Source organism: Nitratireductor kimnyeongensis, assembly GCF_019891395.1.
GTDB lineage: Bacteria > Pseudomonadota > Alphaproteobacteria > Rhizobiales > Rhizobiaceae > Nitratireductor > Nitratireductor kimnyeongensis.
Genome location: NZ_CP078143.1, coordinates 1707998 through 1734339 on the forward strand (window position 1 = coordinate 1707998; position 26342 = coordinate 1734339).

29 protein-coding genes are annotated in these 26342 nt (G+C 57.5%); 15 read left to right on the forward strand and 14 right to left on the reverse strand.

From position 1 onward, the window contains the following. Window positions 1-63 precede the first annotated feature (63 nt). On the forward strand, window positions 64-1104 hold the full coding sequence (gene holA / locus KW403_RS08080; RefSeq protein ID WP_223022198.1) for a DNA polymerase III subunit delta: 1041 nt from the start codon (window positions 64-66) through the stop codon (window positions 1102-1104). Window positions 1105-1261: 157 nt separating this feature from the next. Here the strand turns inward: holA and KW403_RS08085 are convergent, their stop codons facing one another. The 5 genes from KW403_RS08085 to mnmE all read right to left on the reverse strand — a co-directional run bounded on the left by KW403_RS08085 (window position 1262) and on the right by mnmE (window position 7105). Beyond that, window positions 1262-2131: a ParB/RepB/Spo0J family partition protein gene (locus tag KW403_RS08085; protein ID WP_223022199.1), complete on the reverse strand. Its 870-nt coding sequence runs from the start codon at window positions 2129-2131 to the stop codon at window positions 1262-1264. 58 nt (window positions 2132-2189) lie between these two features. Beyond that, entirely contained in the window at window positions 2190-2978 is a 789-nt protein-coding gene (locus KW403_RS08090; RefSeq protein WP_223022200.1) for a ParA family protein, read from the reverse strand. A gap of 52 nt (window positions 2979-3030) precedes the next feature. Beyond that, complete coding sequence (gene rsmG / locus KW403_RS08095; protein ID WP_223022201.1) at window positions 3031-3663, reverse strand: 16S rRNA (guanine(527)-N(7))-methyltransferase RsmG; 633 nt, start codon at window positions 3661-3663, stop codon at window positions 3031-3033. Next, the gene (gene mnmG / locus KW403_RS08100) at window positions 3663-5531 is read right to left on the reverse strand and encodes a tRNA uridine-5-carboxymethylaminomethyl(34) synthesis enzyme MnmG (protein ID WP_223022485.1); all 1869 of its coding nucleotides are present in this window, start codon (window positions 5529-5531) and stop codon (window positions 3663-3665) included. The genes rsmG and mnmG overlap by 1 nt, the downstream gene beginning before the upstream one ends. 260 nt (window positions 5532-5791) lie before the next feature. Further along, complete coding sequence (mnmE, locus tag KW403_RS08105) at window positions 5792-7105, reverse strand: tRNA uridine-5-carboxymethylaminomethyl(34) synthesis GTPase MnmE (protein ID WP_223022202.1); 1314 nt, start codon at window positions 7103-7105, stop codon at window positions 5792-5794. A 91-nt stretch (window positions 7106-7196) separates the two neighbouring features. On the opposite strand from mnmE, the gene KW403_RS08110 reads away from it, so the two are divergent. After that, window positions 7197-9212 carry a thioredoxin domain-containing protein gene (locus KW403_RS08110; protein WP_223022203.1) on the forward strand — a complete coding sequence of 672 codons (2016 nt, stop codon included), beginning with the start codon at window positions 7197-7199 and terminating at the stop codon, window positions 9210-9212. Between the two features lie 60 nt (window positions 9213-9272). On the opposite strand, the gene rho is transcribed toward KW403_RS08110, so the two are convergent. From rho to hemE, 3 genes are all read right to left on the reverse strand, one after another. Next, window positions 9273-10538: a transcription termination factor Rho gene (gene rho, locus KW403_RS08115; RefSeq protein WP_025029315.1), complete on the reverse strand. Its 1266-nt coding sequence runs from the start codon at window positions 10536-10538 to the stop codon at window positions 9273-9275. A 189-nt stretch (window positions 10539-10727) separates the two neighbouring features. Beyond that, window positions 10728-11258, reverse strand: coding sequence for a protoporphyrinogen oxidase HemJ (hemJ, locus tag KW403_RS08120; protein ID WP_223022204.1), 531 nt, complete (start codon window positions 11256-11258; stop codon window positions 10728-10730). Next, window positions 11258-12283: a uroporphyrinogen decarboxylase gene (gene hemE / locus KW403_RS08125; RefSeq protein WP_223022205.1), complete on the reverse strand. Its 1026-nt coding sequence runs from the start codon at window positions 12281-12283 to the stop codon at window positions 11258-11260. The genes hemJ and hemE overlap by 1 nt, the downstream gene beginning before the upstream one ends. A 399-nt stretch (window positions 12284-12682) precedes the next feature. Here hemE and KW403_RS08130 point away from each other — a divergent pair, with 399 nt between their 5' ends. The 5 genes from KW403_RS08130 (at window position 12683) to dnaQ (ending at window position 16318) form a co-directional block, all read left to right on the forward strand. Then, window positions 12683-13516 (forward strand): pyruvate, water dikinase regulatory protein, encoded by an 834-nt coding sequence (locus KW403_RS08130; protein WP_223022486.1) that lies wholly within the window; start codon window positions 12683-12685, stop codon window positions 13514-13516. A 4-nt stretch (window positions 13517-13520) separates the two neighbouring features. Then, window positions 13521-14126, forward strand: coding sequence for a Maf-like protein (locus tag KW403_RS08135; protein WP_223022206.1), 606 nt, complete (start codon window positions 13521-13523; stop codon window positions 14124-14126). Continuing rightward, window positions 14119-14949 carry a shikimate dehydrogenase gene (locus KW403_RS08140; RefSeq protein ID WP_223022207.1) on the forward strand — a complete coding sequence of 277 codons (831 nt, stop codon included), beginning with the start codon at window positions 14119-14121 and terminating at the stop codon, window positions 14947-14949. Before KW403_RS08135 ends, KW403_RS08140 begins: the two co-directional genes overlap by 8 nt. After that, complete coding sequence (gene coaE, locus KW403_RS08145; protein WP_223022487.1) at window positions 14949-15551, forward strand: dephospho-CoA kinase; 603 nt, start codon at window positions 14949-14951, stop codon at window positions 15549-15551. The genes KW403_RS08140 and coaE overlap by 1 nt, the downstream gene beginning before the upstream one ends. Window positions 15552-15616: 65 nt before the next feature. Beyond that, on the forward strand, window positions 15617-16318 hold the full coding sequence (gene dnaQ / locus KW403_RS08150) for a DNA polymerase III subunit epsilon (RefSeq protein WP_223022208.1): 702 nt from the start codon (window positions 15617-15619) through the stop codon (window positions 16316-16318). A gap of 117 nt (window positions 16319-16435) precedes the next feature. On the opposite strand, the gene secB is transcribed toward dnaQ, so the two are convergent. Continuing rightward, window positions 16436-16933, reverse strand: a complete 498-nt coding sequence (secB, locus tag KW403_RS08155; protein WP_223022209.1) for a protein-export chaperone SecB — start codon at window positions 16931-16933, stop codon at window positions 16436-16438. Window positions 16934-17071: 138 nt separating this feature from the next. Further along, window positions 17072-17572, reverse strand: coding sequence for an FxsA family protein (locus KW403_RS08160; protein WP_223022488.1), 501 nt, complete (start codon window positions 17570-17572; stop codon window positions 17072-17074). Window positions 17573-17779: 207 nt separating this feature from the next. On the opposite strand from KW403_RS08160, the gene KW403_RS08165 reads away from it, so the two are divergent. From KW403_RS08165 to KW403_RS08180, 4 genes are read left to right on the forward strand one after another with little or no spacing between them, the layout of a single operon-like run. Then, complete coding sequence (locus tag KW403_RS08165; RefSeq protein ID WP_223022210.1) at window positions 17780-18487, forward strand: Tim44/TimA family putative adaptor protein; 708 nt, start codon at window positions 17780-17782, stop codon at window positions 18485-18487. A 3-nt stretch (window positions 18488-18490) separates the two neighbouring features. Then, a complete protein-coding gene (mltA, locus tag KW403_RS08170) occupies window positions 18491-19624 on the forward strand; it encodes a murein transglycosylase A (RefSeq protein ID WP_223022211.1) in 1134 nt (377 codons plus the stop codon). A gap of 3 nt (window positions 19625-19627) precedes the next feature. Continuing rightward, window positions 19628-20191 carry a Smr/MutS family protein gene (locus tag KW403_RS08175; RefSeq protein WP_223022212.1) on the forward strand — a complete coding sequence of 188 codons (564 nt, stop codon included), beginning with the start codon at window positions 19628-19630 and terminating at the stop codon, window positions 20189-20191. Beyond that, window positions 20188-20568: a helix-turn-helix domain-containing protein gene (locus KW403_RS08180; RefSeq protein ID WP_223022213.1), complete on the forward strand. Its 381-nt coding sequence runs from the start codon at window positions 20188-20190 to the stop codon at window positions 20566-20568. The genes KW403_RS08175 and KW403_RS08180 overlap by 4 nt, the downstream gene beginning before the upstream one ends. 6 nt (window positions 20569-20574) lie before the next feature. On the opposite strand, the gene KW403_RS08185 is transcribed toward KW403_RS08180, so the two are convergent. The 4 genes from KW403_RS08185 to hslV all read right to left on the reverse strand — a co-directional run bounded on the left by KW403_RS08185 (window position 20575) and on the right by hslV (window position 24121). Beyond that, window positions 20575-21552: a DUF1402 family protein gene (locus KW403_RS08185; RefSeq protein WP_223022214.1), complete on the reverse strand. Its 978-nt coding sequence runs from the start codon at window positions 21550-21552 to the stop codon at window positions 20575-20577. A gap of 184 nt (window positions 21553-21736) precedes the next feature. Continuing rightward, a complete protein-coding gene (hslU, locus tag KW403_RS08190) occupies window positions 21737-23047 on the reverse strand; it encodes an ATP-dependent protease ATPase subunit HslU (protein WP_223022215.1) in 1311 nt (436 codons plus the stop codon). After that, window positions 23044-23583 (reverse strand): GNAT family N-acetyltransferase, encoded by a 540-nt coding sequence (locus KW403_RS08195; RefSeq protein WP_223022216.1) that lies wholly within the window; start codon window positions 23581-23583, stop codon window positions 23044-23046. Before KW403_RS08195 ends, hslU begins: the two co-directional genes overlap by 4 nt. Next, window positions 23573-24121 carry an ATP-dependent protease subunit HslV gene (hslV, locus tag KW403_RS08200; protein WP_223022217.1) on the reverse strand — a complete coding sequence of 183 codons (549 nt, stop codon included), beginning with the start codon at window positions 24119-24121 and terminating at the stop codon, window positions 23573-23575. The genes KW403_RS08195 and hslV overlap by 11 nt, the downstream gene beginning before the upstream one ends. Window positions 24122-24286: 165 nt before the next feature. Here hslV and hisB point away from each other — a divergent pair, with 165 nt between their 5' ends. The 4 genes from hisB to KW403_RS08220 are packed head-to-tail and all read left to right on the forward strand — an operon-like array spanning window position 24287 to window position 26340. Then, window positions 24287-24895, forward strand: coding sequence for an imidazoleglycerol-phosphate dehydratase HisB (hisB, locus tag KW403_RS08205; RefSeq protein ID WP_223022218.1), 609 nt, complete (start codon window positions 24287-24289; stop codon window positions 24893-24895). A 4-nt stretch (window positions 24896-24899) separates the two neighbouring features. Beyond that, window positions 24900-25388, forward strand: a complete 489-nt coding sequence (locus tag KW403_RS08210; RefSeq protein WP_223022219.1) for a DUF2628 domain-containing protein — start codon at window positions 24900-24902, stop codon at window positions 25386-25388. 2 nt (window positions 25389-25390) lie between these two features. Next, window positions 25391-26041: an imidazole glycerol phosphate synthase subunit HisH gene (hisH, locus tag KW403_RS08215; RefSeq protein WP_223022220.1), complete on the forward strand. Its 651-nt coding sequence runs from the start codon at window positions 25391-25393 to the stop codon at window positions 26039-26041. After that, window positions 26041-26340 (forward strand): DUF1330 domain-containing protein, encoded by a 300-nt coding sequence (locus tag KW403_RS08220; protein ID WP_223022221.1) that lies wholly within the window; start codon window positions 26041-26043, stop codon window positions 26338-26340. Before hisH ends, KW403_RS08220 begins: the two co-directional genes overlap by 1 nt. The last annotated feature ends 2 nt before the right edge of the window (window positions 26341-26342 follow it).

The window sequence follows — 26342 nt, forward strand, 5'->3', positions numbered from 1 at the left end:
CTGCCTCTCAGCCACTCTCTTTTCATTGGTGCTCTCGGCGATTTGCTGTGCTATCCAGCCGAAATGGCACAAAAAAAAGCGCATGAAGTCGACCGCTGGCTGGCTAGACCGGAGCAAGCCTACCGCATCATCTTGATATACGGACCGGATCGCGGCCTTGTTAGCGAGCGGGCGAAACGCTTCGCGATGGGATCGGGCCTTCCGCTAGACGACCCCTTTACTGTAGTGCGTATGGAGGCGAGCGAAGTGGAGCAACAGCCCGGACGGCTTGCCGATGAAGCCCAAACGGTGCCGATGTTCTCTGATCAGAGACTGATTTGGGTGAAAGGCGCGGGCAACCAGAAGGCTCTGGTTAGCGATATCGCCACGCTCGTTTCGGAACCGCCGGCTGACTGCTCAATCCTTATCGAAGCTGGCGATCTGCGCAAAGGCTCTTCGCTTCGCTCGGCAGTCGAGCGGGGTGCAAGCGCCATGGCGTTGCCCTGCTATGCCGACGACGGGCGTGGTGTCGACGCTTTGATAGACGAAACCCTCGACAAGGCGCGGCTCAAGATCTCCCTGGAAGCACGCCAATTGTTGAAGGCGAACCTTGGCGGCGATCGCCTCGCAACCCGAGGTGAACTCGAGAAGCTGACCCTTTACTGTGCTGGAGCGAAGGAGATAAGCCAGGACGATATCCGGCTTCTCATCGGCGATGTGGCCGGATTAAGCGCAGACGAAGCCGTCGATGCAATCATTTCCGGCCGCATTCAGGCGTTTGATAGCGCCTTCCAGCGGTTTATGTCGGCCGGCAACCCTCCTTTTCTCATACTCTCAGCCACGCTTCGCCAGATACATGCATTGCAGATCATGCGACAAGCAATGGATAGCAAAGGGGTGACTGCCAGCGCTGCCGTGGCTGGAGCCCGGCCTCCAGTGTTTTTCTCCCGACGCAAAACAGTTGAGAATGCGCTCAGTCGCTGGAACAGCACGACATTGCAAAAAGCAGCGGAACGGTTGCAAGCGACGATCCTCCGCACACGCCAAAAGCCGATGCTCGCCAGCTCCATCGCCCGGCAGGCGCTCCTGGCGCTCACGGTGGAAGGCGCTCGAGCCCGCCGTTAGCTTGCTGGTGATTTAATAAATTTACTGACCAAAAAGGGGAAGGTCGCTTGAAGATACCTCCTCCCCGCGCCCGAAGCGTTGCCCAGGGTGTGCCTCGGATATGCTTGGGGTATCCCTGCGGTATGCCTAGGATGAACAGACCCGACCTTCAGGATTGTTACTGCTTAAGAAGCCGGCACAACTCGTCCAATTGCTCAAGCGAGCGGTATGCAATTCGCATCTCACCTCCCCGCTCCTTGTGATTAATCACCACTTTGAGCCCGGTGCGGTCGCTCAAGAGTTTCTGTAGCGCCAGTGTGTCGGCGTCCTTATCCCTCTTGGGCGGCCGTGGTGACTTTTCATCGCCCTGAGGCGCGGCGGCCAGCGCTTCCGCCTGGCGAACGGAAAGCCCGTCCTCGACGATACGCTGTGCGAGGGCGACAGGGTCTTCCGCCGTTACCAATGTTCGCGCATGACCTGCCGACAGGGACCCGTCGACAATCAAATCACCAATCGCATCGGGTAGTTTCAAGAGGCGCAATGTGTTGGCAACATGGCTGCGACTCTTGCCAATTACCTGACCGAGATCAGCCTGTGTGTAATTGTGCTCATCGATCAGCTGCTGATAGCCGCGCGCCTCCTCCAACGGGTTGAGATCCGCGCGCTGAACGTTCTCGATGATCGCGAGTTCAAGCGCTGCCTTGTCATCCACCTCTCGCAAAATCACCGGCACTTCGGTCAAACCAGCGCGCTGAGCAGCACGCCAGCGACGTTCACCGGCAATGATCTCGAAGCGGCCTGGTGCATCTCCCGAGCGCACGACCACCGGCTGAACGATGCCGTGCTCGCGGATCGATTGTGCAAGATCGCTCAGATCGCTCTCGACAAACTGCCGGCGCGGATTACGCGGATTGGGAGAAATGAACTCTATCGGAACAGAACGGTCCGCCCGGACGGATTCTTTCTGCTCGGCTTCCGGTTTATCCATTTCGCCGATCAACGCGGCCAGTCCGCGCCCGAGGCGCTTGCGTGAAGGATCTTCGTTCATGTCACAACACCATCAACCACAAAACTCAGTTTTCCTGCGAGCGCCTCGTACAGCAAACTCATGCAGCGCGTAGCCGGCGCTCCCGCCGAATCACTTCGGACGCAAGCTGCAGATAGGCCTGACTGCCCGAGCATTTCAGATCGTAAAGGATCGCCGGCTTGCCATAGGATGGCGCCTCAGAAACCCGCACGTTGCGCGGGATAATTGTCTCATACACCGTGTCCCCCATGTGTGCGCGCACATCTTCCACGACCTGATTGGCCAGATTATTGCGTCGATCGAACATTGTAAGGACTATGCCCTGAATGCCGAGCCGTGGATTAATCGATCCACGCACCTGCTCAACCGTCTCGAGCAGTTGGCTCAGACCTTCCAACGCAAAGAACTCGCATTGGAGAGGCACCAGTATCGAATCCGCTGCAGCCATTGCGTTCAGCGTGAGGAGGTTCAGCGATGGCGGACAATCGACCAGAACGTAGGAATAGGGAATGCCGTCGGCATTGAGCGCATTGCGCAATTTAAGAACTCTGTCCGGAGCGCTGGATATCTCCATCTCGATGCCAAGAAGATCGAGAGTGGATGCAACTATGGAAAGGCCTGGCACCGCTGTTTCCATGGCTGCTTCGAGAACACCGGCATTGCCCGTCAGCACGTCGTAAGATGACACCAGCCGCTGCTGACGGTCGATACCCAGGCCGGTGCTGGCATTGCCTTGCGGATCAAGATCAACCACGAGAACATTCTCGCCAATGGCAGCCAGCGCCGTAGCGAGATTAATGGCCGTCGTTGTCTTGCCAACACCACCCTTCTGGTTTGCCACTGTGATGATACGCGTGCCGCTATTCATCGCTGCTGCTACCCCGATCTGATCCCACTGAAAGATGCTGCGGCAAAGCCGGCTATCGCCGAACCGGATTATTCACCTCGAGAATGATGGCTGCCGCATCAACCTTGTCTTCATGTTCTACCAGATCGAAATGCCACGTGTTACCGCTTTCTTCGACTTCGCGCCGGTAATCCCGACCTTTATGAAAAAGAGCTCGGGCTCCATTTTTTAGCCATGGTTCTGTCAGTTCGATCAGCAAAGGCAATGGCGCGAGAGCCCGTGCTGTGACGACGCTGGGTGTGTGAACAGTCGCGTAACAATCTTCAATCCGCTTGGCATGAATGTGCGCCGATACGCCCACCTCGTTGAGAGCAGAAACCAAGAACGCCGCTTTCTTTCGGTTGCTTTCCACCAAGTGAACTTCCGTATCCGGCTTTTCGGCCAGCAAAATGGCCATCACTGCCCCTGGGAAACCGCCGCCGGAACCCACATCCAACCATCGGAGAGCGTCAGGCGCGAGGCGAAGCAATTGCGCGCTGTCCAGGATATGACGCTCCCAGAGATCATTCAACGTCGATGGCGCGGCCAAATTGATTCGCTTTGACCAACGCTGAAACACGGTCTCGAAAGCGACGAGACGTTCAAATGTTTCACGTGAAACCGGACCGGAAATTTCCAACAGCCGTGAGAACCGCGCTGATTCCATCAGGCGGCGCCTTTTCGGGTCTCGAACTGCCGCAAGCTCGCAATGATCAGGGCCACGGCCGCGGGGGTCATGCCGTCGATCCGCTGGGCATCCGCAATGCTCCTGGGCCTCCGCTCCAAAAGTTTCTGCTTCAACTCGTTCGAAAGCCCTGCTATTGAGCTGAACTCAAGTTCCGATGGGATCAGGCGTGCTTCCTCGCGACGCAACATCGCAGCATCGGCACCCTGTCGCTCCAGGTAAACAGCGTACCGGGCTTCAGTCTCTATCCGCTCCGCGAGATCTGCTGAAATGCTACCGAACTCGGGCCAGATTTTTTTGAGCCGGCTTATAGTCATATCTGGATAGGATAAGAGTTCGTATGCTGAGCGCCGAACCCCGTCCTTGTTGAGATTAATGCCGTGGTGTGCTGCCTCGTTGGGACTGAGATCCAAACCCTGCAGAAGCGAGCGGGCTTTGGACAACGCTCCCTCCAACTCGCCGAATCTCTTGCTGCGTTCGGTTGAAGCAACTCCAAGCCGCAGCGCCAAGGGAGTCAAGCGTAGATCCGCATTGTCCGCGCGCAGTGAAAGCCGGAATTCAGCTCGTGATGTGAACATACGATAGGGTTCACTCACCCCGCGGGTGACAAGATCATCGATCAGCACCCCAATATAGGCATCCGCTCGACCGAGCGTGATCATCTCCGCACCCGAAGCACACCGGGCCGCGTTCAGACCTGCAAGAATACCTTGCGCTGCCGCCTCCTCATAACCCGTCGTTCCGTTGATCTGGCCAGCGAGGAAAAGCCCGTGAACCCTTCTCGTCTGAAGTGTTGGCTCGAGATCGCGGGGATCTACGTGGTCGTACTCGATCGCGTAGCCCGGTTGCAGCACGACTGCTTTCTCGAGACCCGGAATGGTCTTCAATAGAGCAAGCTGTGCATCCTCGGGCAAGGACGTGGAGATTCCGTTCGGATAAACCGTATGATCATCAAGCCCCTCAGGTTCAAGGAAGATCTGGTGCCCTTCCCGGTCTCCGAACTTGACGATCTTGTCTTCAATCGAAGGGCAGTAGCGTGGACCTATTCCGTCAATTGCACCTGAATACATTGCCGAACGGTGGAGATGCGCGCGAATCACCGCGTGAGTTTCGTTGGTCGTTCGCGTGATGCCACATTCGATTTGCGGGTTTTTGATTCGATCTGTCAGCAGGGAGAACGGCGTGGGGTCCTCATCAGCAGGCTGCATATCGAGCGAAGCCCAGTCGATTGTCCGCCCATCAAGTCGCGGTGGTGTTCCCGTTTTGAGGCGGCCCAGTCGAAAGCCTGCTGTTTCCATGGACACGGAGAGACGTTCTGCAGCCTGCTCATTCATTCGCCCGGCAGGGAAGGTCTTATCTCCGATATGGATGAGCCCGCGCAAGAAAGTTCCTGTCGTGAGAACCACGGCGCCACAGGTGAATTGGCGTTCGCCGGACACGACAAGCCCGGTAATCTTGCCCGCGATGATCTTGAGTTCCAGAGCTTCTCCCTCGATCACTTCGAGATTGGGAGTTTCCTTGATCGCCGCTTGAACTGCATTGCGATAGAGCTTTCGGTCGGCTTGCGTGCGCGGTCCCCGTACGGCTGGACCCTTCCGTCGGTTAAGCAACCGAAATTGGATTCCCGCCTCATCGGCAGCCCGGCCCATGATCCCGTCCAATGCGTCTACTTCCCGAACAAGATGTCCTTTGCCAAGACCGCCGATAGCGGGGTTGCAGGACATCGCTCCTATAGTGTCAGAACGCAGCGTCAGCAGAGCAGTTTTCGCGCCGGATCGGGCCGCCGCGGAAGCCGCTTCGGTCCCGGCGTGTCCACCTCCGATAACAATCACATCAAATCTGTTGTTCATCATTGTCCGTTTCCAACGGGAGTGCGGGATCTGTCAACAGCCAGGCAAGGCCCGTCAATCTCGTGAATGAAGCGGGGCAGACATGTCTCTTTCTACGGAAGCAGTCAAGCCATTTGCGTTATGCTTCCGTTTCACGTGAAACATTGTTGCGTATAGTTCATTTGCTTCGGCGTTGTTTCACGTGAGTCACGAGCCTGGTTAGGAGACATTGTTTCACGTGAGTCATCCATCTGCTCATTTTGCCGCGTGTTTCACGTGAGTCATTTGCCGATGCAGAACTGGGAAAATATCGTGTCGAGAAGATCTTCTACGTCAATTGTGCCGGTAATTCGTCCGAGAGAATCGGCAGCCAGTCTCAACTCCTCAGCACGAAGCTCAAGCGGTGAATCGACCGCCGCCACTGCGCTTTCCACGTGGTTCGCTGCTTGGAGAAGGAGTTGCACGTGCCGCTCGCGGAACGGAAGGGTTTCTGTAGCCCCTACTGTGGCAGCCGTTGCAAGAGAGTGCACCTTTTGCAAAAGGCTGTCGATTCCCTCCCCGGTGCGGGCGGAGATCGCGAAATCATATCGTCCATCGTCGGGCGAACTACCGGCAAGATCCAGCTTGTTCCCTACCTTTAACGAACGAGTCTCGTAGGGTATGTCAACGGGAACAGGGTCACTGCAGTCTTCCATCAGCAATAGGAGATCGGCCTCGCGGGCACGGCTTATCGCACGATCGATCCCCAACGCTTCCACCTTGCCGGGGTTCTCCCGTATGCCGGCCGTGTCGGTCACGATCACTTTGATGCCGTTAATATCCAGATTGGCCTCAAGAACGTCACGAGTTGTACCCGGTTCGTCGGTCACAATGGCGATCTCGCGTCGCGCAAGGGTATTGAGCAGGCTCGACTTTCCGGCATTGGGCGCGCCGAGTATTACCACACGAAATCCCTCTCTGATGATTTCCGCGGTTCGGTAACCCGCTGCATGTCGTTTGAGCGAATCGCGCAAGCCTTCCACTTCTTGCCATACCTGCTCGGCTACAGATCCAGGCACATCTTCCTCGTCAGAAAAATCCAGCTCCGCCTCAATCATGGCCCGCGTTTGAATGAGGGTTCTACGCCATTGGCCATAGAGGTCTTTATGACGGCTTTCCGAGTTGGACAGGGCAAAACGACGCTGTGTTTCCGTTTCCGCAGAGATAAGGTCCGAAAGTGCTTCTGCCTCGGTCAGATTGAACTTGCCGTTCAGGAATGCCCGCCGCGTGAACTCACCAGCTTCCGCCAGTCGAAAGTTCTTTCGATGCGAAAGCGTCTCTAGTATAGCGCCAACGACAGCACGACCGCCGTGAAGATGAAGTTCGCCGCAATCCTCACCGGTGAAACTGTGGGGACCCGGAAAAAAGAGGATTAGCGATTTGTCCAGAATCACCCCATCGCCGTCTCTCAGTGTCTTCAAAGTCGCGTGACGCGGCGCAGGTAGGTCACCTGCCAAATCCTCCAACGCCGAGGCAGTTCCCGGACCCGACATCCGCACAACAGCGACGCCGGATGGCAATCCACCGCTGGAGAGGGCGAAGATGGTTTCTCTCATGATGTTTGCTCTCGCATGGAAAGCGCCCTACCGTGGCGCGAAAATCAGGGTTAGGTATTTTCCATAACCGTTCGATGTGCAAGGAGCCGCTATGCCGCTGCCCGCAAAAAACCTTCTGGGTAACGAGACAAGTCCCTATCTCCTTCAGCATCAGGATAATCCGGTGCACTGGAGGCCTTGGTCATCAGACGCGCTACGGGAGGCACGCGAATTTGGAAAGCCTATTCTGCTTTCCGTCGGTTATGCAGCGTGCCACTGGTGCCATGTCATGGCGCATGAGTCGTTTGACAATCCTCAAATAGCTGACGCGATGAACCGCTATTTCGTCAACATCAAGGTGGATCGGGAAGAGCGCCCGGAGATCGACCAGATATACATGGCGTCCCTGTCGGCAATCGGTGAGCAGGGAGGTTGGCCACTGACCATGTTTCTAGACTCTGAGGCCCAACCGTTCTGGGGCGGTACCTATTTCCCTCCCAAGCAGGCATATGGGCGGCCGGGCTTTCTGCAGGTTCTGGAAGCTGTCAATGAAGCCTGGCAGAACAAGCGCCACGAACTCTTGAAAAGTGCTGGTGCACTGAGCGCGCACGTGAAGATGCAGCTTTCCGCGAATCCAGGGGAAGCTCCTTCGCCGCTCTCGGCGCTACAGTCTCTCGCTACCAATATCCATGCAATGATCGATCGGGATCTCGGTGGTCTTCGTGGAGCACCCAAGTTCCCAAATGCTCCCTTTATGCGCGTACTCTGGTTGAGCGGCGATAGTGATCACAAGTCAGCAGTCATCGACAGCCTCTCCGCCATGCTTTCTGGTGGTATTTACGATCACGTTGGAGGCGGACTCGCGCGCTACTCAACCGATGACAAATGGCTTATTCCCCATTTCGAGAAGATGCTTTATGACAATGCTCAACTCTTGCGTCTCTTGTGTTGGGTCTACACCGACACGCAGAACGAATTGTTCCGTATACGAATCGAAGAGACCGTTGCTTGGCTTCTGCGTGAAATGAGGGTGGAGGGCGGCGCTTTCGCGTCCAGCCTCGATGCCGATACCGAAGGTGTCGAAGGAAAAACCTATCTATGGACCGAGGCACAGATCAGGGACGCATTGGGAACTCAGGCAGACTCCTTCTTCCAGACATTTTCCTTATCCAAACCTGATCAATGGGAGGGCGACCCGATCCTTCATCGGCGGTCTCACCCCAGCTATCTTGGCGAAGAACGAGAAGCTTTGTTGCGTAGCATGCTGGACGAACTCCTCGCCACTCGGCTGGCCCGTGCGCAGCCAGGCCGGGATGACAAGGTTCTTTTGGATTGGAACGGCCTAGCGATTAGCGCACTCGCGGACGCGGCCCGCCTCCTTGATCGCCCGGATTGGCTAAGAGCCGCGCGCGATGCTTTTCGTTTCGCTTGCGAATCGATGAAGGATGGGCGTCTTCCCCATAGCATCCGGGAAACCAGAAGCGTGTTCCCTGGGCTTTCAAGCGACTATGCTTGCATGATTTCGGCCGCTGCATCGCTCTTTCAGTCGACTTCAGATCAAACATTTCTGGATCAGGCGCAGGAATGGGCAGACCAATTGCGCACCTGGTATTTGGATGAGAGCGGCACTGGACACTACCTCACCGCCAGCGATGCGAAGGATGTCCCCATTCGGATACGCGGAGACATCGATGAAGCCATTCCATCTGCCACAAGCCAAGTCATCGATGCATTGCTGGCACTTTCCGTGCTTTCCCCCGAACCGACCAACAGCCATCTTTCAGACCTCGTGCAATCCGCATTGGGTCGCACGACCAATCAAGCCTATGGCCAGGCAGGTATTATCTATGCTTCGGCGCTCGCAGCTGCTCACAAACTGCTGATCATGGTCGAACCTGGCAGACAGGATGTCTTCGTTCCGGTAGCGAATCGAAACCTTGATCCATCCCGCTTCGACATTGTCGTGGGGGAAAAACGTACCCGTAAGCTGCCAGACGGTATGAGTATCAACCCAAATGAACGGGCCGCCTATCTCTGTATGGGACAGACCTGCCTTCCGGCCATCTACACGCCAGAGGAGCTCGAAGCTGCCCTGCGCCGAACGCAACCCGTGGGACCGGCATGGTAAACAAACAGTAAAGGCGGCACCTTAGTGCCGCCCCAACTTGATCAGGAATGCCCGAAACGATCAGGTGTTCATCGAATCGAAGAATTCCGAGTTTGTTTTTGTCTGTTTCAACTTGTCGTTCAGGAACTCGATGGCGTCTGTCGTACCCATCGGAGCCAGAATGCGGCGCAGAACGAAAATCTTCTGCAGATCCTGACGAGGGATAAGCAGATCTTCCTTACGGGTGCCAGACTTGAGAATATCAATAGCCGGGAAGATGCGCTTGTCAGCAACCTTGCGGTCAAGCACGATTTCCGAATTGCCCGTTCCCTTGAACTCTTCGAAGATCACCTCGTCCATACGGCTACCCGTATCGATCAGCGCGGTCGCGATGATCGTCAGCGAACCGCCCTCTTCGATGTTGCGCGCTGCACCGAAGAACCGCTTCGGACGCTGTAGCGCGTTGGCATCGACACCACCCGTCAGAACCTTGCCGGAAGATGGCACAACCGTGTTGTAGGCGCGGCCAAGGCGCGTGATCGAATCGAGCAGAATGACCACGTCGCGACCATGCTCCACAAGACGCTTTGCCTTCTCGATCACCATCTCGGCAACCTGAACGTGGCGGGAGGCCGGCTCATCGAAGGTGGAGGAAATCACCTCGCCATTCACCGAGCGCTGCATGTCGGTCACTTCTTCCGGACGCTCGTCGATCAGAAGCACGATCAGGAAGCATTCCGGGTGATTCGACGTGATCGAGTGGGCGATGTTCTGCAGAAGAACCGTCTTACCCGTACGCGGCGGCGCGACGATCAGGCCACGCTGGCCCTTGCCGAGCGGCGCCACGAGGTCGATCACGCGCGCCGACAGGTCTTTCTTCGTCGGATCCTCGATCTCCATGTTCAGCCGCTCATCGGGATAGAGCGGGGTCAGGTTGTCGAAATGGATCTTGTGGCGGATCTTCTCCGGATCCTCGAAATTGATCGTGTTGACCTTGAGAAGGGCGAAGTAGCGCTCGCCTTCCTTGGGGCTGCGGATCGGCCCCTCCACCGTATCGCCGGTTTTCAGCGAGAATCGGCGGATCTGCGACGGGGAGATGTAGATATCGTCGGGACCGGGTAGGTAGTTGGCTGTTGCCGAGCGGAGAAAGCCGAAGCCATCCTGCAGCACTTCGACGACACCCTCACCGATAATCTCGATATCCTGGGTGGAGAGCTTCTTTAAGATCGCGAACATCAGCTCCTGCTTGCGCATGATGCTGGCGTTTTCGACCTCAAGCGATTCGGCGAACGCAATGAGATCGGTGGGCGATTTGCTTTTCAGCTCTTGGAGTTTCATTTCCTGCATGTGCGGACTCTGGAAAGGCAACGGAAAAGGTGGAGGTAGGCGTATTTGATGCCGGCCGGCTTCAATCGAAACGGAAGATATTCGTGGAACCGGACAAAAAGGAAGGAACCATCTCTTACAGCCGTCTATGTCAAAGGGCAAGACGGCTTGCCCGGTTTCATCTCACGGGCGGTCTGTCAAACACCCGTATCAGAAGGGTTTGACGATAACAAGGATAACGATGACGATCATCAGAACCGTCGGCACTTCGTTCATTATACGCCAATGACGCGCCGGTCTGGTGTTCTGATCAGCGGCAAATCGGCGAACAGAGGCCGAGAAATACCCATGCACGCCGGACATGGCGACCACCAGTGCAATCTTGGCATGAAGCCATCCACCTGAGAAGCTGAAGCCATTCCATGCAAGCCACAGACCAAGAACCCAAGTCACCATCATGGCAGGATTGATAATCAGCCTGAGGAGCCGCTGCTCCATGACCTTGAAGGTCTCCGACTTCTCCGAACCAGGTTCGGCATCCGCGTGATAGACGAAGAGACGCGGCAGATAGAGCATTCCGGCCATCCAGGCGATCACCGCTATGACATGAATGGCCTTGGCCCAGAGATAGAACCCGGATGGATTGTGAAAAAACAGAAGTGCCGTTAACCCGATGAAAATCGCCAGCGCGACGAAGGCTCTGCCCGCGGCCTTTTTGCCACCAGTATCGCTTGCAGCCATCACTGTGCCTCCCGGATCCGTTTCAGCATCGCTTCAACGTGTTCAACCGGCGTCTTTGGTGTGATGCCGTGACCTAGATTGAAAATGAAAGGCCCATGGCGCAGCGCCTCGATAATCGCATCCACGCCTTCATGGAGCGCCTCTCCGCCTGCTATGAGCCTGAAGGGGTCCAGATTACCCTGAACCGCTCCCTCGGCCTGCAGACGGCGCGCTGTGCCCAAAGGAACCGTCCAGTCTAGCCCGAGTGCCGTCACGCCCGTCTCCCGGCGATAGCCCGCGTAAAGTGCGCCTGCACCCTTCGGGAAACCGATGATCGGGGTGTCGGGGTGTTTTTCCCGGATTTTCGCCACCATGCGCGCGACAGGTCTCACACACCACCGCTCGAAGGACAGTTCGTCGAGAACACCGGCCCAGGAATCGAAGATCTGGACCGCGTCCGCCCCGGCGTCTATCTGCCGGATGAGATACTCTGCAGAACAGTCTGCAAGGCAGTCTATCAGAGCGGAGAATGCCTCAGGCTGCTCCAGGGCAAACATGCGGGCCGGCGCCTGATCCGGTGTGCCATGCCCAGCGATCATGTAGGTCGCCACGGTCCAGGGCGCCCCGCAGAAACCGAGCAGCGTCGTTTCGTCTGGAAGCTCTCTTCGAAGCCGGCGCACCGTTTCGTAGACCGGCGCCAGATGATCGTGAAAACCCGATGTCTCCAGTTTTGCGATACCGCCAACGTCGATAGGCGTCAGCAGCGGACCTCTCCCTTCCTCGAAGCGCAGATCGCGACCAAGCGCGTGCGGCACGACGAGAATGTCGGAAAAGAGGATCGAGGCATCAAAGCCAAAGCGCCTGATGGGCTGCAGTGTCACTTCCACCGCAAGATCGGGATTGTAGCAGAGATCCAGGAACCCACCGGCCTGTTTTCTCGTTTCCCGGTATTCTGGCAGATAGCGTCCTGCCTGGCGCATCATCCAGACGGGAGGGGGAAACACCGTTTCACCTCTAAGGACTTCAAGGGTTTTTCGCTGCCCCATCAGGCTGCTCCACAGTCAGGATTCAAAAGATAATTACGGATCTGAAGATTCTTCTGATTCTTAGACTCTGTTTGTAATGTGGATTCAAATCTGTCCACGGTTTTGCGTGCATTCTTCGGGGTCTTATTGCCGCGCCCTTGAGAAATCCACTTCTTCAGAAGAACGGGGATAACGCGGATTCAGCACGCAGATTCAAGCGGCTGACGGGATTTCATTGAATCTCCACCGGTGGACAATGAAGGAAGCTTCGAGAATTGTCGATTGTTCTCCACATGGGGCAATCGCAATTCACACAGAGCACATCTGTGGATGAAGGGGTGGAGTTATCAAAGGGTGCGGCCTCGCCATTTTCTCGGGCCCGCGTTATCAACAGACATCCACATGGCGGGACAAAAATCCGTGCAACAGCCGCAGCGCTTCTTCCATCTTCACATGATTTCTGATGCGACCGGTGAGACTCTGCTCGCCGCAGGACGCGCCGCAGCCGCGCAATACAAGGATGCGCGGGCGATCGAACATATTTATCCGCTGATTCGAAACGAGAAGCAGCTTGCCCGTGTTCTCGATGAGGTGGAGCGGGAGCCAGGCATTGTGCTTTACACTGTTGTGGACCAGAAACTTGCCCGCCAGGTGGATGAAAGCTGTGCTGCTCTCGGCCTGCCCTGTGTGTCAGTGCTGGAACCCGTTCTGATGGTCTTTCAGTCCTATCTCGGAACGCCGGCGGGAAGGCGCATGGGCGCTCAGCATGTGCTTGATGCGCAATATTTTCACCGCATCGAAGCACTGAATTTCACGATGGATCATGATGATGGACAGCTACCCCTTGATGTGGAGGAAGCCGATGTCATTCTCGTGGGTATCTCTCGAACGTCCAAGACACCAACCAGTATCTATCTGGCAAACAGGGGCGTTAAGACCGCAAATGTGCCCATTGTTCTGGACATAAAGCTTCCGGAGCAGCTTTCCACTGCGAAACGGCCTCTGATCGTTGGTCTGGTCGCCTCTGCGGAGCGCATTTCTCAAATCCGTCAAAACCGGATTCTCGGATCGGTGGATGAGAACGCTTTCAACCCCTATACCGACCGGGTGACCATTTCCCGAGAGATTGCATATGCACGCCAGATCTGCGCACGCCATGGATGGCCGGTAATAGACGTGACCCGCCGCTCGATCGAGGAAACTGCAGCAGCCATTCTCGCATTGTATGCGAAGTCTAAGGAAAACCGAGGGTAACGATATGACCGAGACTTCCGACATCATTCTGGCGTCTGGCAGCGCTTTCCGCCAGAAAATGCTGCGCGATGCCGGCGTGACATTCCGTGTTGAGCGCTCCACGATCGATGAGCGCTCCGTGGAGAGTGCGCTGGAGGGGAGCGGATCAGACCCTGAAACGCTTGCCCAGATCCTCGCGGAAGCCAAGGCCGTCGATGTTTCCGAACGTGAGCCGGGCGCGCTGGTGATCGGGGCGGATCAGACACTTTCGCTGGGTGATGAAGTGTTTCACAAGCCGGCTGATATGGAAGGCGCGCGCCGCCACCTTCTGAAACTGTCCGGGCGCACGCATCAGCTCAACAGTGCCGTGGTCATTGCCCGCGATGGCGAGGTGATCTGGCGGCATGTGGGCGTTGCCCGCCTCACCATGCGCGATCTCGACCCCGGTTTCATAGGCAGGCACCTTTCCAGTGTCGGTGAAAAGGCACTTGCGAGCGTTGGTGCCTACCAGATTGAAGGTGAGGGCATTCAGCTGTTTGAAAAGATTGAAGGCGATACGTTCACAATAGTCGGCCTGCCGCTTCTGCCACTGCTTGCGGAACTGCGGGCCCTGGAGGCTATCGATGGCTGATCTTCGCGCATTCGTCTGCGGACATCCGATCGCCCATTCGCGCTCGCCCCTCATTCACGGGTTTTGGCTTGCCGAGCATGGCATCAATGGCAGCTATGAAAAACTGGATATCGCTCCGCTTGATTTCAGTGGTTTTCTAAAAGAATTGCCGGCTTCAGGATATGCGGGGGGTAATGTCACCCTGCCCCACAAGGAGGCCGCCTTTGCCGCGGTACATCGGCGTGATGAAGCCGCAGAGATGATCGGGGCGGTCAACACGCTTTGGTTTGAATCCGGCAAACTGATCGGCGGAAATACGGACGCTTACGGCTTTGCGGCGCATTTGAGCGCCAGCGCACCGAGTTGGGGAGATGGCGAAACGGCAGTCGTGCTCGGCGCAGGCGGTGCGGCACGTGCAATCGTCCACGCTATTCAGAAAGCCGGCTATAAAAAAATCTGCATCGTCAATCGCACACTTGCCCGTGCGCAGGAACTCGCGACCCGCTTCGGCAAAGGCGTCGAAGCCCACGACTGGGCGGAAATATCTACGCTTCTTGGCAACGCAGATCTCGTGGTCAATACGAGCGCTCTCGGCATGACCGGCCAGCCACCGCTGGATATCTCGCTCGACCCTGTGCCGGAAGGCGCCATTGTCAGCGATATCGTTTACGCCCCGCTAGAGACCAAGCTTCTTGCTGCTGCTGCGAAGCGCGGATTGCAGGCCGTCGATGGTCTCGGCATGTTGCTGCATCAGGCTGTGCCCGGCTTTGAGCGCTGGTTCGGTGTCCGGCCGGTGGTATCGGGCGCATTGCGGGATCATGTGCTTGCTGGCGAGGCTGCATGATGACAATCGTGCTTGGCCTGACCGGCTCCATCGGCATGGGGAAGTCCACCACGGGCAGAATGTTCATGGACGAAGGCGTCCCGGTTCACGATGCCGACGCGGCTGTTCATCGCCTCTATGCCGGCGTCGCCGCACCACTGATCGAAGCGCGGTTTCCCGGAACAGTGGTTGAGGGCACGGTTGACCGAACCCGCCTCGCCGAGGCGGTCATGGGAAAACCGGAAGCCTTCAAGGCGCTGGAAGAGATCGTCCATCCCCTTGTGCGGCAGGATGCCGATAATTTCGTAGCCGATCATCGGGAAAAAGGCACACCCATCGTTGTGCTCGACATCCCGCTCCTTTTTGAAACCGGTGGCGAGGACCGTGTCGATCGCATTGTCGTGGTTACTGCCCCCGCGGAAGAGCAGCGCCGAAGGGTTCTCTCACGTCCCGGAATGACGGAGGAGAAGTTCGCGGCCATCCTTGCTCGCCAGGTGCCCGATGCGGAAAAACGCAAGCGCGCAAATTTCATCATAGATACGGGGAAAGGCATGGAGCCGGCGCGACAAGCTGTGAAAGCGGTGATACGCGAACTTTCCCCAACGGATGAGGGCGCGAGATGACGGTATCCTTGCGTCCGTCGCGGCACCTACGCATGTTGGATTAGTTCGACCTTCGGAGCGGAAGAATGCGCGAAATCGTTTTTGATACGGAAACCACAGGCCTCGATTCCAACGAAGACCGGGTGATCGAGCTTGGCTGTGTGGAGCTGGACAACCGCTTTCCGACCGGCCGCACACTGCATCATTTCATCAATGCGCAGGGGCGCTCCGTTCACCCTGAAGCTCAGGCGGTTCACGGCATTTCCGATGCTGATCTGGCCGACAAACCGGTGTTCGGAGCGATTCTCGATGAGTTTCTGGAATTCATCGATGGCGCAAAGCTCGTCGCGCACAATGCCAATTTCGATATTGGCTTCATCAATGCCGAGTTCGACAGACTTGGTGTGCCGCCAGTGGATCCGGGTCTTGTGGTCGACACATTGGCCATCGCGCGCCGAAAGCATCCAATGGGCCCGAATTCGCTTGATGCGCTCTGCCGCCGCTATGGTATCGATAACAGTCACCGTACCAAGCACGGTGCCTTGCTCGACGCAGAGCTTCTCGCCGAGGTCTATATCGAACTGATCGGTGGAAAGCAGGCCGCATTGGGGCTTGAGGTCTCTTCAGGCCGCGATGATGCAGGGCAAGAAGCAAGTCAAGGATTGGTAAGGGTTTCGGCAAGGCCTTCACCTCTTCCACCCAGGATCAGCGAAGCCGAACGCGCAGCGCATGATGCGCTGGTTGAAAAGCTCGGTGAAAAATCCCTCTGGCGCACTTTGCGTGCCTGAACAGAGGTCCATCCCGGTGTGATCTGCATCGGTCACCGCCTGGAATGAGGGGCAGTAAAATGAAACGGGGCGGCGCCTGAAAGCACCGCCCCGTCTGAAATTGTGGAGATGCCAGGTTCAGGAAACCTGAACTTGGCCCTTTGCCTGTTCTTCGGCCACACGCTGCTGGAACATGCGGGCAAAATCGATCGGATCGATCATGAGCGGAGGGAAGCCGCCTGCACGCGTCGTATCTGCGATCACCTGACGGGCAAAGGGGAACAGCAGACGCGGGCACTCGATGAAGAGAACCGGCAGCATGTGTTCCTGCGGGAAACCGGCGACCCGGAAGACACCACCATAGATCAGCTCGACATTGAACAGGACCTTGCCTTCGGCCTCGGCCTTGGCATTGAGGGTCAGCACAACATCGTAGTCCGTGTCGCCGAGCGGATTGGCGTTGACGTTGACGTTGATGTTGATAGCCGGCGCTTCGGAACGGCCACGCAGCGACTGCGGAGCGCCCGGGCTTTCGAAGGAAAGGTCCTTCACATACTGCGTCAGCACATTCAGAGAGGGCTGAGCACCGTTGCTCCCGTTCGCACCTTCAGTCTTTTCTTCTGGTTTCTTCGCCATGCGTTTGTTCCTCAAGCGTGGTTTGGCAGCCGCGCGGCTCCCCTTTTTGAATTTGCTTGCTCGCTAGCATGGGCTTCGGCGCATGACAAGGCGGCGGGCGTGCCGGGACCGCATTGGAAATTGACCTGGGTCCGAACCCTAGTCCCGTTCTGGTTTGCGCCAGGGAGAATCGTCACTCGCCGCATCACTATAGTCATCCGCTGTCAGATCGATGGTTTGTGCACCTCGATTACGCTGGTTGGACGAGGTGCGCTCACCCGACTGAGGGGAGGGTCCGCCGAGGATCACGATTCTGTTGCGCAGGAACCGCCAGCCAGCATCGCGGATTGCGGGAACGAACAGCAGAAATCCGAGCGTGTCGGTGACAAAGCCGGGGGTCAGCAGCAATACGCCGGCAACCATGATCATCATGCCATGGACGAGATCACGGCCAGGCACACCCCCTTCATTCATTGTCTGCTGGATTCTGCGCACAACGCCAAATCCCTGAATGCGAAGCAGGATCGAGCCGGCAATGGCCGTCACGACAACGAGGCCCAGCGTGGGAAACACGCCAATCTGGCTGCCGACCACGACAAAGGTGGCAATCTCGGCCAGTGGAATTGCCAGGAGAAGGAATGGTACAATGGAAAAGCGCACGAACCTGTTAGCCTTGTAGCGTGTTTCGAGGAAATCTGACCGTTCCATGCTGGCCAGTTGTGAAAACATAGGTATTCTGAGCGGAAATTTGAATGATGGCTCTCTGCGTTCTATATGATTTCCTTTAGGGACGGGATGCCGTCGCCTCTGCGCCTGCCCTGAGCCGGCAGGCGCTGTGGAACACAGTGGCTCATTTGGCTGGACGTTATGGAATTCTTCGATTTCGGCACGATTTTCTTCCTGATTGCCGCTGTGGTGATCTTTTTCCAGTTGCGCAATGTGCTGGGTCGGCGCACGGGAAACGAGCGTCCACCGTTTGATCCTTATACTGCTGGACGCAATGCGTCTCGAAAAGATCAGACCGCCAACGGTGAGAACGTGGTGTCGCTACCGCGACGCAAAGGTGCCACGGAACCCGACCAGACTTATGTCGATATCGACAAGGCTGCCAAGCCGGGCACCGAATTGAACAAGGGAATGCGCGCGGTTCGGGACGCCGACCCATCCTTTGCGCCAAAGAGTTTCGTCGACGGCGCGAAAATGGCCTATGAGATGATCGTCATGGCTTTCGCGGACGGTGATCGCCGTACGCTGAAGAACCTGCTCTCCCGCGAGGTGTATGAGGGTTTTGTTTCTGCAATCGATGACCGCGAGAAGCGCAACGAGAAGATCGAATCCTCTTTTGTCGGCATTGACGACATGACGATCATTGCAGCCGAGATGAAGGGCTCTGAGGCACACGTAACCTTGCGGATTGTCAGCGAGCTTATCTCTGCCACACGCGACAGCGCGGGCGAGGTAATCGACGGCGATCCGGAGACAGTGGCAGAAGTCAAAGACGTCTGGACTTTCGCGCGCGACACGCGTTCACGCGATCCCAACTGGAAGCTTGTCGCCACCGAAGCCGAGGATTGATCCTTGTCAGGCGAAGCGCCGTGTGCGGCCGCACCCTTTGCGGCGCTTTCGCCAGGCTTTGAGCCCTGCTCTTTCCAAGACGTGCCCGGATGGCAGCAGGACTCCGTTCTTGACGCATTTCATGCCTTTGCCCGCTCGGCGGCGCGCGTTGAATCGAAGCCTTATCGCTCCGGCTCTCTTGGAGTTGTCCTTTCTGCCTTCGAATCCGCACACGCTGCGGCTCGCGTCTTGCCAAGTGCCGACGAGCGGGCGGCTCGTGCCTTTTTTGAAGACCACTTCATTCCCTGTCGCATCCGATCGGAGGATGGAGGCCCCGGTTTCGTAACGGGCTATTATGAACCGGAAGTCGAAGCTTCAAGCGTCAAAACCGACCGCTTCCATGTCCCGCTCTACCGCCGTCCGGACGATCTGGTTGATGTCGACGACAGTAACCGGCCAAACGATCTCGATCCGTACTTCGCCTTTGCTAGAGAGACCGACAGCGGCCTTGTCGCCTATCACGATCGCAGTGCAATCGATCGTGGTGCTCTTGGGGACCGCGGTTTGGAGCTCGTCTGGCTGGACAACAGGGTTGATGCCTATTTCATCCATGTCCAGGGCGCTGCGCGGCTGCGTCTGCAGGATGGAACGCCAATGCGCGTGACCTATGCCGCTAAATCGGGTCATCATTTTACAGGTGCGGGAAAGGTGCTCATCGAACGCGGTGAACTTTCTCCGGAATCAGTGACGATGCAAAGCATACGTGCATGGTTCTCGGAAAATCCGGACCGGATTGACGAGATTCTATGGCGAAATCGCTCGTTCATCTTTTTTCGGGAAACAGAAATCGGCGATGAAAAATTGGGGCCTGTCGCCGCGGCGAAGGTTCAACTTGCACCCGGGCGTTCGATAGCAGTCGATCGGCTTCTTCACACGTTTGGCACGCCTTTTTTCATCGACGCACCCGATCTCCGCGCCGGGAATGATGAGCCGTTTCGCCGCTTGATGATCGCACAGGATGCGGGTTCGGCGATTACAGGACAGGCACGCGCTGACCTTTTTATTGGTAGCGGAGCCGCCGCAGGAGAGATCGCCGGGGGTATCCGACACAAAGCGGATTTCTATGCACTGGTTCCGCGGGCGCTCCTGGGAGGCTGATCGATGAGCAGCCACACGCCCAAGCGATTGAGTATGGAAGACCGCATCCTTTGGAACCGGGTGGCGCGGACGACGGAGCCGCTAAAGGGAAAGATGCTGGAAGAGGCATCGGAGCCAACCGATGAAACGATGGCGGAACTTTCCCGCCTTGTCGCAAAGGACACGGGCAGCAAGACTCCTGCCGGGCCAACGCTCAAGGAGGCACCTCAGCCGAAAGCGCATCCGACACGGCGGATAGACAAGCCGACACATACAAAGCTGGCGCGGGGCCGGCTCGCATTGGAAGGTCGCGTGGATCTCCACGGGCTCACGCAACCCGAAGCACATAGTCTTCTCCTTTCCTTTCTCAGCCGCGCCCATGCAGACGGTGTGCGTCATGTTTTGGTTATCACCGGAAAGGGAGCTTCGTTCGGCAGCGATGGCGTGCTGCGGCGTGCCGTTCCGCAATGGCTTGCAACGCCGCCATTTTCCACCCTTGTCAGCGGCATCGACGAGGCGAGCCGCCGGCATGGCGGCGGCGGTGCGTTTTATATTCGGCTGAAGCGCAGACACAGGAGCGGGATGTGACACCGCTTGGTGAAAAGATCCGCCAGCTTCGCCGGGAGCGTGGCGTCAGTCAGAAGGAAATGGCGGCGGCCATTGGGGTGAGCGCCGCCTATCTCTCGTCTCTGGAACATGGTCGCGCCAGCCCGCCCAACTGGGCGATGGTTCAAAAGATCATAGGCTTTTTCAATGTGATATGGGACGACGCAGACGAGATGCAGCGCATTGCTGAGCTTTCTCATCCACGTGTTGTGGTGGACACGGCAAGGCTTTCACCCAATGCGACAGAACTCGCCAACCTTCTGGCGGCGCATATAGGCTCCTTGAAAAACGCCGAGATCGACCTGCTGTTGAAGCAACTGCGTGATATCACTGGAAACCGCGCAGCCAGCAAAAAATAGCAAACGTCAGGAATCGTGGAAGAGCGCCTTCAACTCGTCCAGTTTATCGTTCACCAGCCAGCCATAATAATTTTCTTCAGGAAATTTTATCCGCTGACCCTTCGCGCGGCGAATGCGGTTTTCGGCCGCGAGGCGCGAGGCGCGAGCCTCAGGGTTTCCGAGATTGTAAAGCGTAGCAGTAATGCCGGGATTCCCGGAAATGTCGAAGTCGGCAATCCGCTTGTAGGCGGAGATGGACTTTTTCACGGTCGCCGCGACATAGGCGAGTGACTTATCCGGATCCATGATGGTCTGGTAAACTTCCTGCGGGTTGTCATGGTTGATCCGTCTGAAGCCAGATACCTTGTGCACCATATCGGTCATTTTGAGTGCGGTCAGCGGGTTGAGCTGGCCAATACCAAAGGTCTGTCCTGCATAGAAGGGCTGAAAGAAAACCGCGCCAAAACGATCGTTCGGCCACTCTGTTCCATCCACGCTCTTGCCGCGAAAAGACTTGTCCCAAACCGCCTCGCGACAGCTCCAGAGCTCATAGCTGCCTTTTTCCTTCTCGCATTCAGCGAATTCGGAGCGCTTTATGAACTGTCCAACGGACTCACCGCCATGGGAAAAGGAAAAATCGCTCTTCAGATAGGAAATGGCCTTTACATAATAGGTCTGCAGCCGGTCATACGCATCGACATTGTAGGTGTGTTCGCCGACGATAGCGCCCACCACATGAACGGGGTCGATCTGATACCGGGTGGAAATCGTACGGATCTTGGAAACAAGTCCGCTATCATTCTTCAGAAGCTGATAGACCTTGCCATACTTGGCGTCATAAGTGGTTTGCGCAGATTTGGTCCGCTTCGCGGAAACGCCGGGTATGGGGGGCTGCTCGGCGTTGCGATTGCCCTCTGGCACCAGGTTTGCCGCTGCGAGGGGCAAAACGCCGGCGCCCATCAAGCCGACGCAAATGCCGATAACCAATCGAGCCCGTGATGCCATGTCGCGCTGCTTGCGCCCCCGGTGCATTCTTTTTTTGGATGAAGCGCAAGTTAGGCAATGCCTGACAGCAAGTCGAGAGGCATTCGGGCATGAGGCACGATGTCATCGCGACCGCGGCAGAGATGTCACACTTGAAAAGCCGGCATCATGGCCCTGCCACGCAGGGCCATGATGCCGTACCACGCTAGAGTATGAAGCGAGACAGATCCGTATTTCTGGCCAGATCGCCGACATTTTCATCGACATAATCGGCATCAATCTTGAGCGCGCTGCCCGAACGGTCGGGTGCATCGAAAGATACTTCGTCGAGGACACGTTCCATCACGGTCTGTAGCCGGCGGGCCCCGATGTTCTCGACGGTCGCGTTGAGATCGACAGCGATGGCCGCCAGCCGGTCAATAGCGTCGTCGGAGAATTCCAGCGTCACGCCTTCCGTCTCCATCAGGGCCACATACTGCTTGATGAGGCTCGCCTCGGTTTCCGTCAGGATACGGCGGAAATCGTCCTTTTCCAGCGCCCGCAATTCGACGCGGATGGGGAGACGGCCCTGGAGCTCGGGCAGAAGGTCCGAGGGCTTGGAAACATGAAACGCACCCGAGGCGATGAAGAGAATATGGTCGGTCTTCACCGGCCCGTATTTCGTTGCAACCGTAGTGCCTTCCACGAGCGGAAGCAGGTCGCGCTGCACGCCTTCGCGCGAAACGCCTGCCCCAACGCCGCCTTCCCGCGTCGCGATCTTGTCGATCTCGTCGAGAAAGACGATGCCATCGTTCTGGGCGGATTCCAGGGCCCGCTGGGTCACTTCGTCCTGGTCGAGAAGCTTGTCGGATTCGTCAGCGATCAGGAGTTCGTAGGATTCCTTCACCGTCGTCTTGCGCTTTTTGGTCTGCTGGCCGCCCATGGCCTTCTGCAGCATGTCGTTGATGTTCAGAACGCCGATATTGGCGCCGGGCATCCCGGGAAGCTCAAAACCCGGCATGCCGCCACCGGAATCGGAAACCTCCACCTCGATTTCCTTGTCATCCAATTCGCCATTGCGCAGCTTCTGTCGAAAGCTGTCCTTCGTGGCCGGGCTCGCCGTCTTGCCCACCAGGGCCTCCAGCACGCGCTCTTCGGCATTCATGTGGGCACGGGCGCGGACGTCTTCGCGCATTTTGTCACGCGTCAGTCCGATGGAAACCTCGACCAGATCGCGAATGATCTGCTCCACGTCACGACCGACATAGCCAACCTCGGTGAATTTGGTGGCCTCCACCTTCACGAAGGGCGCACCGGCAAGCTTGGCCAGCCGTCTGGAAATCTCGGTCTTGCCGACACCCGTGGGGCCGATCATGAGGATGTTCTTGGGCATCACCTCTTCGCGTAGCTTGGGTTCAAGCTGCTGCCGGCGCCAGCGATTGCGCAGCGCAATGGCCACGGCGCGCTTGGCGTCCTTCTGGCCGATGATGTAGCGGTCGAGTTCGGAGACGATCTCGCGCGGGGAAAATGTGGTCATGTGTTCGTCTCGTTGTAATTGTCGTATTGCATGATGAGGGCGCTTCCGGGCCGACCCTCCAGTTGAGGAATCGTGCGGAAGCCCGCTTTCTCGTAAGCGCGCACGGCGCGGCTATTATTACGCTCCGGGTCGATGAAGATGTTTTCATGGCCCTCGTCCCGAAGGCGGCGCACCATTTGTTTCAGCGAGCGGCTGCCTATGCCCCTGGAAAGAAGCGCCTCTTCGCCAAGGGACAAATCGACACCCACGGCATCGTCCGGCAGCTCGGCCAACCACGGTGCCACGGCAAGGGTTTCCTCGCTCTTGTCGTCGGCAACGAACCAATACTGGATGTAGCCGACCGGTCGTCCGTCCAGAAGAATGATGAAAGGCCGTGTCGTGTCGCGTCCTTCCACCATGTCCCGGATCTGAGCTAGCTCCGTTTCGGGTTCGCCCCACCATTGCCGCACATGCGGCCGGTGGAGCCAATCCAGCAGCAGCGGATAGTGCTCGGCCGTGACCGGAACGAAGTCGATCTGGCCGTGTTCATTCGGCATCGAGCGTTTCCACCACGACATTGTCATTGGTGTAGATGCAGATGGACGCGGCAATCTCCATCGCCTTGCGGGCAATGTCTTCGGCGTCCTTGTCGGTGTCGGCCAGTGCACGTGCTGCCGCAAGCGCATAGTTTCCGCCCGAGCCGATGGCCATGATGCCCTGCTCAGGCTCCAGCACATCGCCATTCCCCGTAAGCGCCAGGGTAATGTTCTTGTCGGCCACCAGCATCATCGCTTCAAGCCGGCGCAAATAGCGGTCTGTGCGCCAGTCCTTGGCCAACTCGACACAAGCGCGCATCAGCTGCTCTGGATACTGTTCCAGCTTGGCCTCAAGCCGTTCCAGAAGGGTGAAGGCATCGGCCGTCGCCCCGGCAAAGCCGGCAATCACATTGCCCTTGCCGATGCGGCGTACCTTGCGCGCATTGCCCTTCATCACGGTATTACCCAGGCTGACCTGCCCGTCTCCGGCGATCACCACCTTGCCGCCCTTGCGCACCGTGACGATTGTCGTGGCGTGCATGGAATTCTCGTTGCTCATCGCACACTCCTTTTCGTGCCGCCCGAAAAGGCACGGCACCGTCAGAGCGAATATGTAAGTTGAACATTGTGGAATGCAAACGCTTGACGAGATTGGCGAGGGAGCTTGGCGCTGCCGGTACATGCTGCTAGAAGGCGTTCTTCCTGCAGGGCAAAGGGAAAGACAATGGCTTCCAGCAAGTCGCGCACTGGCGAGATCAGCCGCAAAACCAACGAGACGACCATTTCGGTCAAGGTGAATATCGATGGAGAGGGCCGCTTCGAAATGGCCACCGGTGTGGGCTTTTTCGACCATATGCTGGAGCAGCTTTCCCGTCATTCGCTGATCGACATGACGGTGAAGGCCGATGGCGATCTGCACATCGACGACCACCACACCGTTGAAGATTGCGGCATCGCGCTGGGCAAGGCAATCTCGGATGCGCTCGGCGAACGGCGGGGCATCAATCGCTATGCGTCGCTCGACCTTGCCATGGACGAATGCCTGACACGCGCGGCGATCGATGTTTCGGGGCGACCCTTTCTCGTCTGGGACGTGGCGTTTCCGACCCAGAAGATCGGCACGTTCGACACCGAACTTGTACGCGAATTCTTCCAGGCGCTGGCGCAGAACGCTGGCATCACCCTACACGTGACGAATCTCTACGGCGCCAACAGCCACCACATTGCCGAGACTTGCTTCAAGGCAGTGGCGCGTGTCCTGCGCACCGCTTGCGAAACCGATCCACGCCAGGGCAACGCGGTGCCCTCCACCAAGGGCAGCCTGAAGGGATAAACCGATGGCAAGCTATGTGGTTATGGAGCCGCCCGAGGGAGGTCCGGAACAGGCAGTCCTCGTTCGCGACGGGTTTGCTCTTCTGGCTTTCATCATGCCGTTTCTGTGGTTTCTCTGGCATCGCATGTGGCTGGAGGCACTGGCGGCTTTTGCCGCAGCACTGCTGATCGGTGCGCTGGGAACGGTCGAAGGATGGTCTGTTGCCGCGACTGTGGCATCGCTTTGTCTGTCTCTCTTCGTGGCGCTGGAAGCGCGCAATTTGCGTGTTGCCATGTTGGCCCGGCGCGGCTGGAGTGAATGGGGCATTGTCGACGCGGCAAGCCGGGACGAGGCCGAGACACGCTATATGTCCGGGCTCTTGTCGGAAGGGGCGGAAGCCCGAAACGAAACCACGGCACCTCCCGCTTTCACCGAAAAGCCACTGCCGGGCAGGGTCTCAGGCCGCACACATGAACCGGCACTTGGTCTCTTCACGTATCCCGGAGCGCGCTGACCATGAAGGTTGCGATCATTGATTACGGTTCGGGCAATCTGCGCTCGGCCGCGAAGGCCTTCGAGCGTGCCGCGCACGACAATGGCATTGCCGCAGATATCATTGTAACGGCGGATGCCGATGCCGTTCGCACCGCCGACCGCATCGTTCTGCCGGGTGTTGGGGCCTATGCCGATTGCCGTCAGGGGCTGAATGGAGTGCCCGGCATGGTCGAGGCGGTCACGGATGTCGCGATCCATCAGGCGCGACCCTTTCTCGGCATCTGCGTCGGTATGCAGTTGATGAGCGAGCGCGGACTGGAAAAGACGGTAACGGAAGGGCTCGGCTGGATCGGCGGAGACGTGGTTGAAATGGCGCCGTCCGACCCGGAACTGAAGATTCCGCAGATCGGCTGGAACACGATTCACGTGAAACATTCGCACCCGATCTTCGAGGGGATCCCCACTGGAGCCGACGGCTTGCACGCCTATTTCGTGCACTCCTATCACTTTGCGGCGCGCAATGAGGCGGAGGTTCTCGCCACTGCAGATTACGGCGGACCGATCACCGCCGCTGTCGCGCGTGACAATCTGGTGGGCACGCAATTCCATCCGGAAAAGAGCCAGACGCTCGGCCTGGCCCTGATCGCAAACTTCCTGCGCTGGAGGCCATGATGAGTGAAACGGACAAAAAAGGCTACTGGATCGCGCAAGTCGAGATCGCCGATTTCGAGGGCTACCGAAAATATATCGAAGCCAACGCTGCGGCGTTCCAGAAGTACGGCGCGAAATTTCTGGTGCGTGGCGGGCAGTCCGTCGCACCGGAAGAACCGGCCGGCGACCGTCAGGTGGTTATCGAGTTTTCATCCTATGAGCAGGCGCTCGCCTGTTACCATTCGCCGGAATATCAACATGCCATCACGTTCCGGAAACCCGTTTCCAAAGCCAGGCTCAGCATCATCGAGGGCGTCTGATA

Bases quoted from the DNA above. Each gene is read 5' to 3' on its own strand.
- KW403_RS08210 (WP_223022219.1), top strand. From the start codon at position 24,900: ATGGCAAGCTATGTGGTTATGGAGCCGCCCGAGGGAGGTCCGGAACAG.
- KW403_RS08185 (WP_223022214.1), bottom strand. From the start codon at position 21,552: ATGGCATCACGGGCTCGATTGGTTATCGGCATTTGCGTCGGCTTGATG.
- KW403_RS08140 (WP_223022207.1), top strand. From the start codon at position 14,119: ATGGCTGATCTTCGCGCATTCGTCTGCGGACATCCGATCGCCCATTCG.
- KW403_RS08175 (WP_223022212.1), top strand. From the start codon at position 19,628: ATGAGCAGCCACACGCCCAAGCGATTGAGTATGGAAGACCGCATCCTT.
- hemJ (WP_223022204.1), bottom strand. From the start codon at position 11,258: ATGGCTGCAAGCGATACTGGTGGCAAAAAGGCCGCGGGCAGAGCCTTC.
- hisH (WP_223022220.1), top strand. From the start codon at position 25,391: ATGAAGGTTGCGATCATTGATTACGGTTCGGGCAATCTGCGCTCGGCC.
- holA (WP_223022198.1), top strand. From the start codon at position 64: ATGGCACAAAAAAAAGCGCATGAAGTCGACCGCTGGCTGGCTAGACCG.
- hslV (WP_223022217.1), bottom strand. From the start codon at position 24,121: ATGAGCAACGAGAATTCCATGCACGCCACGACAATCGTCACGGTGCGC.
- hslU (WP_223022215.1), bottom strand. From the start codon at position 23,047: ATGACCACATTTTCCCCGCGCGAGATCGTCTCCGAACTCGACCGCTAC.
- KW403_RS08090 (WP_223022200.1), bottom strand. From the start codon at position 2,978: ATGAATAGCGGCACGCGTATCATCACAGTGGCAAACCAGAAGGGTGGT.
- secB (WP_223022209.1), bottom strand. From the start codon at position 16,933: ATGGCGAAGAAACCAGAAGAAAAGACTGAAGGTGCGAACGGGAGCAAC.
- KW403_RS08135 (WP_223022206.1), top strand. From the start codon at position 13,521: ATGACCGAGACTTCCGACATCATTCTGGCGTCTGGCAGCGCTTTCCGC.
- mnmE (WP_223022202.1), bottom strand. From the start codon at position 7,105: ATGAGAGAAACCATCTTCGCCCTCTCCAGCGGTGGATTGCCATCCGGC.
- rsmG (WP_223022201.1), bottom strand. From the start codon at position 3,663: ATGGAATCAGCGCGGTTCTCACGGCTGTTGGAAATTTCCGGTCCGGTT.
- coaE (WP_223022487.1), top strand. From the start codon at position 14,949: ATGACAATCGTGCTTGGCCTGACCGGCTCCATCGGCATGGGGAAGTCC.
- KW403_RS08220 (WP_223022221.1), top strand. From the start codon at position 26,041: ATGAGTGAAACGGACAAAAAAGGCTACTGGATCGCGCAAGTCGAGATC.
- hisB (WP_223022218.1), top strand. From the start codon at position 24,287: ATGGCTTCCAGCAAGTCGCGCACTGGCGAGATCAGCCGCAAAACCAAC.
- dnaQ (WP_223022208.1), top strand. From the start codon at position 15,617: ATGCGCGAAATCGTTTTTGATACGGAAACCACAGGCCTCGATTCCAAC.
- KW403_RS08085 (WP_223022199.1), bottom strand. From the start codon at position 2,131: ATGAACGAAGATCCTTCACGCAAGCGCCTCGGGCGCGGACTGGCCGCG.
- KW403_RS08165 (WP_223022210.1), top strand. From the start codon at position 17,780: ATGGAATTCTTCGATTTCGGCACGATTTTCTTCCTGATTGCCGCTGTG.
- hemE (WP_223022205.1), bottom strand. From the start codon at position 12,283: ATGGGGCAGCGAAAAACCCTTGAAGTCCTTAGAGGTGAAACGGTGTTT.
- rho (WP_025029315.1), bottom strand. From the start codon at position 10,538: ATGCAGGAAATGAAACTCCAAGAGCTGAAAAGCAAATCGCCCACCGAT.
- mnmG (WP_223022485.1), bottom strand. From the start codon at position 5,531: ATGAACAACAGATTTGATGTGATTGTTATCGGAGGTGGACACGCCGGG.
- KW403_RS08195 (WP_223022216.1), bottom strand. From the start codon at position 23,583: ATGCCGAATGAACACGGCCAGATCGACTTCGTTCCGGTCACGGCCGAG.
- KW403_RS08110 (WP_223022203.1), top strand. From the start codon at position 7,197: ATGCCGCTGCCCGCAAAAAACCTTCTGGGTAACGAGACAAGTCCCTAT.